At 39.8% G+C, this 11,442-nt stretch carries 10 protein-coding genes and 3 tRNA genes; all 13 read right to left on the bottom strand.

Annotated elements, in window-relative coordinates:
- Positions 1–107: 107 nt before the first annotated feature.
- Positions 108–183: transfer RNA gene (locus EO112_RS05135), tRNA-Lys, on the bottom strand.
- A 6-nt stretch (positions 184–189) separates the two neighbouring features.
- Positions 190–264: transfer RNA gene (locus tag EO112_RS05130), tRNA-Gln, on the bottom strand.
- 6 nt (positions 265–270) lie between these two features.
- Positions 271–346: transfer RNA gene (locus tag EO112_RS05125), tRNA-His, on the bottom strand.
- 355 nt (positions 347–701) lie between these two features.
- Complete coding sequence (locus EO112_RS05120; protein WP_127163277.1) at positions 702–2,027, bottom strand: FAD-containing oxidoreductase; 1,326 nt, start codon at positions 2,025–2,027, stop codon at positions 702–704.
- Positions 2,028–2,362: 335 nt separating this feature from the next.
- Positions 2,363–3,211 (bottom strand): polyamine aminopropyltransferase, encoded by an 849-nt coding sequence (gene speE, locus EO112_RS05115; protein ID WP_126941329.1) that lies wholly within the window; start codon positions 3,209–3,211, stop codon positions 2,363–2,365.
- A 3-nt stretch (positions 3,212–3,214) separates the two neighbouring features.
- On the bottom strand, positions 3,215–3,859 hold the full coding sequence (locus EO112_RS05110) for a hypothetical protein (protein WP_127163275.1): 645 nt from the start codon (positions 3,857–3,859) through the stop codon (positions 3,215–3,217).
- Positions 3,859–4,290, bottom strand: coding sequence for a peptidylprolyl isomerase (locus EO112_RS05105; RefSeq protein WP_009353500.1), 432 nt, complete (start codon positions 4,288–4,290; stop codon positions 3,859–3,861). The genes EO112_RS05110 and EO112_RS05105 overlap by 1 nt, the downstream gene beginning before the upstream one ends.
- Positions 4,290–4,991, bottom strand: coding sequence for a ThiF family adenylyltransferase (locus EO112_RS05100; protein WP_127163273.1), 702 nt, complete (start codon positions 4,989–4,991; stop codon positions 4,290–4,292). Before EO112_RS05100 ends, EO112_RS05105 begins: the two co-directional genes overlap by 1 nt.
- Position 4,992: 1 nt before the next feature.
- The gene (locus tag EO112_RS05095; RefSeq protein ID WP_127163271.1) at positions 4,993–5,367 is read right to left on the bottom strand and encodes a VOC family protein; all 375 of its coding nucleotides are present in this window, start codon (positions 5,365–5,367) and stop codon (positions 4,993–4,995) included.
- A 63-nt stretch (positions 5,368–5,430) separates the two neighbouring features.
- Positions 5,431–8,595, bottom strand: coding sequence for an AAA family ATPase (locus EO112_RS05090; protein ID WP_127163269.1), 3,165 nt, complete (start codon positions 8,593–8,595; stop codon positions 5,431–5,433).
- Positions 8,592–9,950, bottom strand: a complete 1,359-nt coding sequence (locus EO112_RS05085) for an exonuclease SbcCD subunit D (protein WP_127163267.1) — start codon at positions 9,948–9,950, stop codon at positions 8,592–8,594. The genes EO112_RS05090 and EO112_RS05085 overlap by 4 nt, the downstream gene beginning before the upstream one ends.
- Before the next feature lie 2 nt (positions 9,951–9,952).
- Positions 9,953–10,798, bottom strand: a complete 846-nt coding sequence (locus tag EO112_RS05080) for a deoxyribonuclease IV (protein WP_127163265.1) — start codon at positions 10,796–10,798, stop codon at positions 9,953–9,955.
- A gap of 134 nt (positions 10,799–10,932) precedes the next feature.
- Positions 10,933–11,352 carry a Fur family transcriptional regulator gene (locus EO112_RS05075; protein ID WP_009353504.1) on the bottom strand — a complete coding sequence of 140 codons (420 nt, stop codon included), beginning with the start codon at positions 11,350–11,352 and terminating at the stop codon, positions 10,933–10,935.
- Between the last annotated feature and the right edge of the window lie 90 nt (positions 11,353–11,442).

Below are 11,442 nucleotides of genomic sequence, written 5' to 3'. Positions count from 1 at the left end.
TATGTGAAACCCGCACTCTGGCTTATGTTTACTTCTTTCGAAGTAATTACCTTTTATTGTTCAGTTTTCAAAGATCATCAATATCCTTATACTATATAAATAGTAAATGGTGACCCACCCGCGACTCGAACGCGGGACACCCTGATTAAAAGTCAGGTGCTCTGCCAACTGAGCTAGTGGGTCATAAAATGGCAGGGGTGGATGGGATCGAACCATCGCATGTCGGAGTCAAAGTCCGATGCCTTACCGCTTGGCTACACCCCTGTGTTGTGGGGTGAGTAATGGGGATCGAACCCATGCATAACGGAGCCACAATCCGCCGTGTTAACCGCTTCACCATACCCACCACAGGATATTTATTCTGTTTAGCACTGTCGTGCCTTAGAACGATATTTAGTATATCAGTTAATTTTTTTTGTGTCAACCACTTTTTAAAAAACTTTTTTAACTGCTATCATATCTCATCTTCGATACAAAGTAATAAAATTATTGCTCTATCGCTGATGTTTTTAAAGTATATCAAAAAACTTTTTACATGTAAACCCCTTTTTTCATTTTTCTTTCATTTTATAACTAAATAGAGAAAGTTAAGGGTTTCCTAACTTTCTCTATTCTCTATATTCTTTTAAGGTATCATTATCTCTATTAATAGTTTACATCACATATCAGTTGACCTTATTGTGTATATACTATCTGTCTTCTTAAATTAATTTAGCTAAATCATTTAAGTTTTCAGCCATTGTAGGATGTGTAAAGATTTGGTCACGTAAGTATGTATACTTAATATCGTTATCCATGGCCATTTTAATAATGTTAATTAACTCTTCAGAGTTTTTACCAAATAAGGTAGCTCCTAGAATTAAACCAGTGTCTTTGTTAACTGTTAATTTAAATACACCGCGTGGATCTTGGTTTACTGCATGACGCGGCATATTATTTACTGGTAATGCCACTGTCACAGCACTTGGATATTGTGCTTTCGCTTCTTCTTCATGTAAACCTACATGGGATAAAGCAGGTGTAATGAAAGTAGAATATGGCACGTGTGCACGATTCCCTAACTTATAACTTTCATCCCCGTGTAATACACGATTTACAATACGGAAGTCATCTAAAGATACATAAGTAAATTGTTGTCCACCGTTTACATCACCTACAGCAAATACCTTTGGAACAGCCGTCATTAATGTATCGTCTGTTACGATGGAGCCATTAGGGCGAACTTGAATATCCGTATTCTCTAAGCCAAGACCTTCTGTATTCGCTTTACGACCTGTAGCATGTAATACTGCATCGAAAACGAATTCTTCTCCACTTTCAGTCACTACTACTACAGTATCACCTACGTTTTTAATTTCTTTGGTGACAGCGTTAAAGTGGAATCGAACGCCATCTTCTTCTAAATATTGTTGCGCCAACGCAGCTACATCTGCATCTTCACGTTTTAAGATTCTATCACCGCTTTCAAAAGCAGTCACCTCAGCACCTAAACGTGCGTATAAATTAGCGAACTCAATGCCAATGTTACCGCAACCAATGATACCTAATCGTTTTGGCAATGTAGGCAACGCTTGCAACTCAGTACTGTTATATACAAATTTAGATGTAGATAGACCTGAAATTGGAAGTACTACATTAGTAGCCCCTGTGTTGATGATGATAATTTCAGCTGTCAATGTTTCCACGCCATCTGCTGTTGTTACTTCTACTTCTTTATTGGAAGTAAATTTACCATGACCAGTATACACGGTTACATTCGGATTGGATGTTAACATGTTTAAGTTCTTTGCATTTAACTTTCCTACTACTGTATCACGAGTTGCCTTTGCAGCTTCGTAGCTTTTGCCTTTATCCGCACCAACAATCATCGTTTTTGTAGGGATACATCCGATATTGATACATGTACCACCATACATAGCTGGATCTTGTTCAATTAAAGCGACTTGTTTTCCTTCTTTGCCAAATGTGGCAGCTAATGTTTTACCTGCTTTACCAAAGCCGATAACGAGTAAGTCATATTGTTTCATTATAGTCTCCCCTTTTGTTAATTCACATGAATAAAAATATATTATATGTTTCATTGTAAATACAATATTGTTTTTATTGTATACCTATTTACTAGGAATTTCAATACTATATATCACTAATATTTTTTTCATATCTCTATAATTATAAAAGTTACTGTAAAGTAGCTGCACTTAACTACTATATTTGGTATATCTACTCCTCAAAAATACCATGGGCTTACCTATTATTTTTAAACACTAGATTTGATTCGATTGTATAACCCATACACAAAACTAGCACCTTCACAAAGAAAGTGCTAGTACGTCACTCACTATAGCACACCTAGGTAAAGAGTTTATTCTGCAATTCGAGCTTGTAAATATTGTTTTACAAATGTTGGCAATACGAATGCAGATTTTTGGATGCCATAGTTATAGTATTTAGTTGTAAAATCTTGAGCACGATTTGGATCCCATTCTAATGGGTCATGTTTCTTAGATCCCATAGTAAAGCAATGCATACCTGTTGGATATAACGGAATAAATGCTGTATATAGGCGAGTCACAGGGAAATGTTTATTTACATAGTAGAATACATCAGATACTAGTTGTTGATGCATCACTGGAGATTCTGTTTGTTGTACAAATAAACCATCTTCCTTCAAGGCACGATATGTATTTTTGTAGAATTCTTCTGTAAATAAACCTTCACCAGGTCCGATTGGGTCAGAGCAGTCTACGATAATCACATCATAGAAGTTTTCTTTTTCTGCTACATGACCAATACCGTCACCAATGGTTACCGTCAATTTTGGATCTTGGCGAATCATAGCGTCAGCAATAGATGGCAAATATTGTTTTGCCAATTCCACTACTTTACCATCAATTTCTACCATTGTCACTGTTTCTACACAGCTATGACGTACACATTCTCTAGCTACACCGCCATCACCGCCACCGATGATCAATACATGCTTAGGGTTTGGGTGCAAGAATAACGGAATGTGGCTCATCATTTCATGATACACAAATTCTTCTCGTTCTGACGTTTGAAACACACCATCCAACACAAGCATATTACCATATTCTAAACTATGAGCGACTTCTATGGTTTGAAAGTCGGATTTTCCAGAATATAAAATTTCATCCACTTCTGCGCATAATGCAAGATGAGGGGACTGTAATTCTTTAATCCATTGTGTCATTTCTTACTCCTCACATTGTGACTGGATGTATAAAAAAGCTCCACCCAGTAAATTATCTCGTAACCAACGGCGTAGTGAAAAAGTTCGTTCCATACCTTCATCATAGACAACACATCGTGTGTCATCATGATTAACTTGCATAGATACGATAGGAACCCAATGCCATGTAGATAGGCCTTCTTCCTGTCCACGATGACGATTTAAAAAAGCAACAGGACAATTTTGTTCCAGTCCACGTTGTATGAAAGCCGTTACTTCTTCCACCGTATAAACGCTTCCTTTCAGAGGGAAAATCGGCAATCGTTTCACATTATAAGACAAGTTGTTATCTGCCATATATTGGTTGACACCTTGTTCCCACCAAGTACTTTTATAGAGCCCCCCACCATAGCGAGGGCGCACGTATTCCCATACTTGATTCATACGTACCAAAGCTTGGTCTCCGTCTGCTACAGTTTCTAGTGGTAAATGACCATCGCGAAAAAGGACATAGGAAATCACTTGTGTCGCCGTTGTAGGGCCACAACCTGCTAACCGTTTCCAAGCATCTTCGTACCATTCTTGGTCATACCCATAGGAAAAGTTTCCATCCTTTTTCACTTGTAACCATTCAGGATGTTCAATACGATAGCGTTTGATTCCTGCCATTAGTCTTCTACTACCTCAACAGTTTGCATGCGGTCACCTTGTTGAATTTTATCTACTACATCCATGCCTTCGATGACTTGACCGAATACAGTATGAACGCCATCTAAATGAGGTTGTGGTTCATACACGATAAAGAATTGGCTACCCCCTGTGTTAGGTCCACGATGTGCCATGGATAAAGCACCACGAACATGTTTATGTGGGTTACCTTTAGTTTCGCATGGAATTGTGTAACCAGGGCCACCTACGCCAGTACCCATTGGGCAACCACCTTGAGCCACAAAACCAGGGATAACACGATGAAATTTCAAAGTATCATAAAAACCTTCTTTGATTAATTTTTCAAAGTTAGCTACTGTACCAGGAGCTTCATTTTCAAATAATTCGATAACAATGTCACCGTATTCCATATGAATAATTGCTTTTTTCATTACTGTACCTCCAAAAAAGTTCTAATCACGTGACCCGCTAAATGCAATCCTGCTACAGACGGAACAAAACCGCAGGAACCTGGACTTCTAGAGTCATCATCACGGTTCGGTGTCATCGGTTGTTCTGTAGAGAATAATACAGTTTGCTTTTTAATGCCACGACGACGCAATTCTTTACGCATAACTTTCGCCAATGGGCATGTATGGGTCTTACTAATATCTGTAATCTTCAATTGATCAGGCCACATTTTATTGCCTGTTCCCATAGAAGATATACAAGGTATATTTCTATTATAACACGTTTCGATGATAGATAGTTTAGCACTTACCATATCAATGGCATCAATGACAAAATCCGGATTAATATCGGCAATGAAAGTAGGATGACTTTCACCGGTATATACCATATCATAAGCCTCAATATGTAGATTAGGATTGATTGCTAAGGCTCTCTCTTTTGCGGCCTCTACTTTACGTTGACCTACCGTGCTAGGCAAAGCAATAAGCTGACGATTAATATTGCTCACCGTCACTTTGTCACCATCGACAATAATTATATGCCCTACGCCAGAACGAACCAATGCTTCTAGGGCAAAGGAGCCTACACCACCGCATCCAAAAAGAAGGACTTTTTTACCTTGCAAGGTTTTAATTTTTTCTTCTCCTACCAACCATTGTAAGCGCGTTAACATATGTTCCATATTAATAGGCTCCTGCTGGGATAATTTCAGTCCAATATCCATCTGGATCAGCAATAAAATAAATGCCCATCGCTTCATTCTCATAGACAACGCAGTTCATAGCCTTATGTTTTGCTAACGCTCCTGCATAATCATCTACATAAAATGCCACATGGAATTCATTATCCCCTAAATTATAAGGACGATCCCAATCACGTAGCCATGTCAATTCTAATCGATGCGGATTGGTACCATCTCCTAAATAGACGATTTTAAAAGATCCATCTTCTCCATCGATATGACCGACTTCTTCTAACCCTAATGCGTCTTTATAAAAGGATAAACTTGTATCCAAATCTTTCACGTTAATATTATTATGAGCAAAGCTAAATTTCATACTTCCTCCTTAATTCCTAGTAAATGACAGTATTATTCTAACATAGGTACTACGGGAATACAATCACTGCACTTGAAAGTAGGCCCTGCTTCCCTCATCCGTTTTTGTCACCACCAAGTGTGCACCAATTTGTTGTTGTAATTCTGGCACATGAGATATGATGCCTACCAATCGTCCTTGGGATTGCAATGCTACTAGTGTTTCCATTGCCACATCTAAGGTATCTGGATCCAAAGTTCCAAACCCTTCATCAATAAACATGGTATCCAAATGAATACCTCCCGCATAAGATTGAATGACATCCGCCAATCCCATAGCTAAACCTAAGGACGCTAAAAAGGTTTCTCCTCCAGACAACGTATTGGCAGGGCGGCTTGCCCCTGTATAGGCATCAAAGACAGCAATATCCAACCCCCGTGCGCCACGACCTCCTTCTTCTACCGATCGTTCCAATCGATAGCGACCACGACTCATATCATGAAGTCGTAAGTTCGCCGCACACAACACTTCTTCCAGGATAGCACCTAGTACATAGCGTTCAAAGCTGACCCCTTTCATACCTGAATCACCGCCATTGGCTAAATCGGCTAAGCCGAAGATAAATGCCCGACGGTCCGACAATACTTTAGTGGACTCTTCCAACCCAGTAATTTCTTGTATTGTCTTTTCTTTAGCTAGAACTTGAGATTTCAGGGTACCAATAGTTTCCCCCAATTCTTTTAATTCCTGTTCTATTGTTTCCACAGCACCCTTGGCTATTTTCTCTGGCACTGTAGTATAGTTGGCTAAATCACTTCGCACTTCTTCTAACAGAGAGCTTAGTCGCAATGTTTCGTTGTTATAGACACTAAAGGTTTCTTTCCATGCTGGCAATTTATCAAATGCATGAGATTCCTGTTTAAATGCATCAATGGTAAGAGATTCCGCTGCTAACACTTGCTCGATTTCCTTATCCAAGAATTCTATATCCTGCGCCATGCGATCCTGTTGTTCTTTAATAGTCCCTATTTCTGTGATGAGCGCCACCTTTTGTTCTTGGCTAGCTTGACGCGCGGCTTCTACCTCTTTACGGTCCGCTTCATACCGTTTCAGAGAATCTGCGAGATCTTTCACCTCAGCCGTATACGTTTCCACCGTAAAAGGAGCTATACTCTTTTCAATACGATGCATTTCTGTTGTCATGTGGTGAACATCTTGTTTAATCGTCTCTATCTGACCAGCTAAAGTAGTCAATTCCAGTTGTTTTGTATGAAAGTTAGCTTCTTCTACTTGTATTGCCTTATGTAATGTTTCTAATCTTTCTTCCAATTCTACTTTAGTGGTTTCAGCAACAACTAACTCATTTTGTATCGTTTTAAACGCTTGGTCTATAGTTTCTATATCTGCAGATACCTTCCACCATTGGAGGCGTTCAGCTACCCTATCTATGTCCTTGACTTGTATAGCCGATTCCAACATATTCCCCAAGTGAATAATAGCTTTTCTTTGCACACCTTCTGTTACATTTGGATAGCTTTCACATAAACGATTCCATTCTTTACTATATCGTTCTACTTCTTCTTCACTGTGGCTTAGCTTGGTTTCTATCGTTGCCACCTGTGTTTGACTAGCTTGGAACTCTCTGCGGAATCTATCTACCGTTTCTCTAACAATGTCTTCCGACGGGGCTTGTGCTAGTTGTGGATGTTCTAAGGAACCACAAACAGGACACGGCGAATCATCTTCCACTTGCAAACTCACTTCATAGGCTTGGTGTTGTCGTAATAATTGCTCATTATGATGATATAGACCTTCACGCGTCTTGCAGACCTGTCGTTCTTCCTCCAACTGTTGACTATGAAGATTTCTAGCATCCCAAGCAGTTTGGAGTTTGTTAACAACCCCCTTTAAGGAATCCCACCAACTCCGCAGTTCACTGGTACATAATTTTTCCTCACCTAAGGAAGCATAATTTTGTAACTCTGTCTTTATACCTTCTAATGTTTTACGATGCAACTCCAGCTCTGCCTGACTTGTAGTTATCTCCTGTTGTAGAGCCTGTTGTTGCTCCACTTGCTGTGCTTTCGAAGCCTCTATATCAGTCCTTTTTATCACAAGTTCGCCATACCGCTCCACCTCTTGTTGCAAGGCCTGTAATTGGTGGTATTGCTCTTGTTGCTTTGCATACGTTTCCTCTTGAGCTATTAGCTGTTTCCACTTAGACTCTAAGGTTTGTAAACTTCCTTCCACGGACTGCAACGATGTTTTCAAGGCTTCTAATTTTTCTTTGTCCGTTCTGAAAATATCTTGCAATTTCTCATAGTCTTTCATAGACCTCCGAACTTCTTGCAACCGTTCCCAACGGCTAATAGCCTCCCCTAATGCAAGATGCGCCGACTCTCCTTCTTGATGAGTAGCCAAGGCTTGACTGTATTGATCTTTGCGCGATACTAGGTTGGCATAGGTTTCGTACTTAGCATAGGCTGTTTGCAAAACATCGCACTGCTCCTGTTTCTCCTTACGTTCTTTTTCACGAATCCCTAATACAGCACGTTCTTCTTCCGTCAATGCCACTAAGTCCTGTAACGTATCTACTGTGTAGGTACTCAATAAAAACTCAACCTTTTGCAATGTATCTTGAATCCCTACGGTAGATTTAGTCAATTCTTCCTTCAATACATCTTGCATGCGTTTATACACAGAGGTTTTAAAAATCGTATGTAGCAATACTTCCCGTTCTGATGTGGGGGCTACTAACAATTTTCTAAAATCACCTTGCGGTAATAGGACAACTTGCAAAAATTGATCTACACGAAATCCAATGATCTGTTGTACATAGTCACGAATTTCTTGGGCTTTTGTAGCGAGTAATTTCCATTCTTCATCAATCCATTCACTGATAGAAGCAGTTGCTAATACCGTTCTTGTACCAGTGCCTCGTTTTTTCTGTAATTCTTGTTTTGGAGTTCGCTCCATCCTATATCGATGATCACCTACTTGAAACTCAAACACCACTGATGTAGGTGTAGTAGCATCTGCATAATCGCTACGCATATCAGATCCATCACGAAGGCCACCACTGGTTTGACCATATAGGGCATATACAATGGCATCTAATATACTTGTTTTTCCTGCCCCTGTAGGACCTGTAATCAAAAACATGGATTGATTTGCCAATACGGCAAAATCAAGGATTACTTTCTTAGGATACGGGCCAAAGGCAGTCATTTCTAATCGTAAGGGTCTCATGCTTCTTCCTCCCTTAATACACGATGCCACAAACCTTCCATATACTCTAATTCTTCTTGTGAAAGTTCTTCATTACGAGCTTCCTTAGCAAATTGGGCAAATAAATCTTTCTCATTTAATTCCTTGAATCGTTTAGCACCTGTTGTATCTCGCACCACTTCCATACGACCTACTAATTCTAATCGCATACAATATGGAAATACCTTTCGCAAGCGGCGCATTCCGTCCACTACAGGTGCCGTATCTAACAATCGTACTTCCACATAATCATTATGATGCCGTGTATGAAGACTTTCATCTGCAAGCAAATCGTCAAAATATCCCGTCAGCCTCACAAATTGGCGGCGACCTACAATAGGAATCTCACTGATTGTTGTAGCTCCTTTGCTGTCTATATCAACGATAGTGAAACTTTTACTATACCCTACCTCGTCAAAGGAATAGGTCAACAAAGATCCACTGTAGCGAATATGGTCCACCCCAATCCGTTGTGGTCTATGCAAGTGACCCAAGGCAGTATATGTAAAATCTTTGAATACTGTTGTTGGAACTTGCCCAGAACCTCCTACTAACAGAGGCCGTTCCGACTCACTTTCAGCACCACCTGCCACAAAGGCATGAGCCATACAAAGACTGCGGTGTCCTTCAGAGCAACGCTTCGCATAATATGACCAATGTTCATAGGCATCTGCGATAGTCCAATTATATGTATTTGTATCAACACCTAACGCACATTCCGCAGTACCGACAACAGAAATCTCATCATTACCTTTATACGAAGAGTTGTCTGAATTTACAATATCTTCATTACTTAAAGAGGCAAATAAATCTGCCGATTCGCATTGCGTTCTATGTTTTTTAGATGCCTTAACAGATTCGATATGCTCTGTTATTTCTATCTTTTCATTTCCAACACCTTGTCGATTCAAAGCACTTTGCATATCACGCACCTCTCCATAGGGTAGTGCCCACACGTCTAGTTGGCCGTATGCATCTTGAAAAGAGATGGGATTTATCCCTTGGTGAGCATGGCCTAACAAATGGATACCATGCGTTTCCCAAGCACTGTGACCCATAGCTAAGCGTGGTCCACTATCGTGATTACCTGAAATGGCCACCATAGGAATATTCTCGGTGAAAGCCAATCGATGGAGCACAGAATCCCATAATTCAATGGCCTCAATAGGTGGCACTGAGCGATCAAAAACGTCCCCACTGAGAACCACTAGATCAATCTGTTCTTCTTTCAGTAAAGGGAAAAATTGATGATCCAATACATGGGCTTGGTCCCTTGTTAAATGTTCGTTATAAAATAGTCGTCCTAAATGCCAGTCTGCTGTATGTAGTATGCGCATACTTACACCTCGTTTGCGTAAATCTCCCGTAAGATAGAAATTTCTTTCGCATATCCATCTAGTTCATTTGGCGTTTCTAGATAAAATGGTAAATGACGTAATTTTGGATGGGTAATGAAATTAGCAATGGCCTCAATGCCAATATGGCCTTCCCCAATTTTCTCATGTCGATCTTTATGGGCTCCCCTCGGATTTTTGGAATCGTTCAAATGCACCGCATGGATTCTGTCTAAGCCTACGAAATGGTCAAACTCCTCCAAAACGCCATCTAAATTTTCAATGATGTCGTAACCACCTTCGTGGATATGGCACGTATCTACACAAACTCCGATATATTCTTTATATTTTACGCCGTCAATGATGCGCGCTAGTTCTTCAAAATTACGACCTACTTCTGTTCCTTTTCCCGCCATGGCTTCTAATAAAACTGTCGTCTTCATACCTGGAAAAATCACTTCATTCAACATATCTACGATGTATTCAATGCCTTGGTCTACGCCTTGTTTCACATGGCTACCAGGGTGAAAGTTATATAAATGTCCTGGTAAATATTCTAGTCGCTCCAAATCTTCTCTCATAGAATTTTTCGCAAACTCACGCAGTCCTGGGTCGGCCGCACAAGCATTCAAGGTATATGGCGCATGGCCTAGTAATTTGCCAAATTGGTATTCTTGTAAAAATGCATCTAAAGCTTTCATATCTGCTTCGTCAAAAGCACGAGCCTTTCCACCCCGGGGGTTCCTCGTGAAGTATTGGAATGTGTTGGCTCCAATAGAGAGAGCCTCCTTCCCCATGTGTAAATAGCCTTTGCTGATGGATAAATGACATCCGATTGTTAATTGACTCATATATAACTCCTTCTCTTATTGATTGACTATCTTACTTGTAAGTATATCATGTTATGACTATCTCGTTACAGACATAAAAATAGAGGACAATTGTTTATATAAGCAATTATCCTCTATTTCTTTTACATGACTAATTAATGTGAGCTTTTACGCAAACATTCTGGACAAATGCCTTCAAAAGACACATGAAGTCCTGTAATTTCATATTCACTGTGGCGCGCCACTTCTTCTCTTAGACAGTTTACTTGTACATCATGTAAATCATTAATACGATTACACATAGTACAGCGTACATGCGGATGATTTCTTGTATCCCAGTCATAACGGCTACAATCATCGCCCAAGTCTAAGACGCGAACTAAACCAATGCGTTCAAAAATCTCCATCGTTTTATATACAGTCGCCAAGCTCATACTTGGATGGTCTTCCCGCAAACTTTGGTAGATCATTTCCGCAGTGGGATGGTTGTTTTCTGCGTAAAGAACATTATAAATGGCAATACGCTGTGGTGTCACTTTATAACCTTCTTCTCGCAATTTTTGTGCAATATCCATAAAGCACATCCTTTCCACTTGGAAGCTTAACTGTGAGATTAAAATACTATTACTCTATCTATATTATATCAGAAAGTTCATTCCCAAACA

Origin of the sequence: Veillonella sp. VA141, assembly GCF_003992175.1 — a bacterium.
Classification (GTDB): domain Bacteria; phylum Bacillota; class Negativicutes; order Veillonellales; family Veillonellaceae; genus F0422.
Note: the sequence above shows the minus strand (reverse complement) of the source record. Positions and strands in the feature narration are given on the sequence as shown.

Bases quoted from the DNA above. Each gene is read 5' to 3' on its own strand.
- EO112_RS05075 (WP_009353504.1), bottom strand. From the start codon at position 11,352: ATGGATATTGCACAAAAATTGCGAGAAGAAGGTTATAAAGTGACACCA.
- EO112_RS05105 (WP_009353500.1), bottom strand. From the start codon at position 4,290: ATGAAAAAAGCAATTATTCATATGGAATACGGTGACATTGTTATCGAA.
- speE (WP_126941329.1), bottom strand. From the start codon at position 3,211: ATGACACAATGGATTAAAGAATTACAGTCCCCTCATCTTGCATTATGC.
- EO112_RS05080 (WP_127163265.1), bottom strand. From the start codon at position 10,798: ATGAGTCAATTAACAATCGGATGTCATTTATCCATCAGCAAAGGCTAT.
- EO112_RS05090 (WP_127163269.1), bottom strand. From the start codon at position 8,595: ATGAGACCCTTACGATTAGAAATGACTGCCTTTGGCCCGTATCCTAAG.
- EO112_RS05085 (WP_127163267.1), bottom strand. From the start codon at position 9,950: ATGCGCATACTACATACAGCAGACTGGCATTTAGGACGACTATTTTAT.
- EO112_RS05095 (WP_127163271.1), bottom strand. From the start codon at position 5,367: ATGAAATTTAGCTTTGCTCATAATAATATTAACGTGAAAGATTTGGAT.
- EO112_RS05100 (WP_127163273.1), bottom strand. From the start codon at position 4,991: ATGGAACATATGTTAACGCGCTTACAATGGTTGGTAGGAGAAGAAAAA.
- EO112_RS05120 (WP_127163277.1), bottom strand. From the start codon at position 2,027: ATGAAACAATATGACTTACTCGTTATCGGCTTTGGTAAAGCAGGTAAA.
- EO112_RS05110 (WP_127163275.1), bottom strand. From the start codon at position 3,859: ATGGCAGGAATCAAACGCTATCGTATTGAACATCCTGAATGGTTACAA.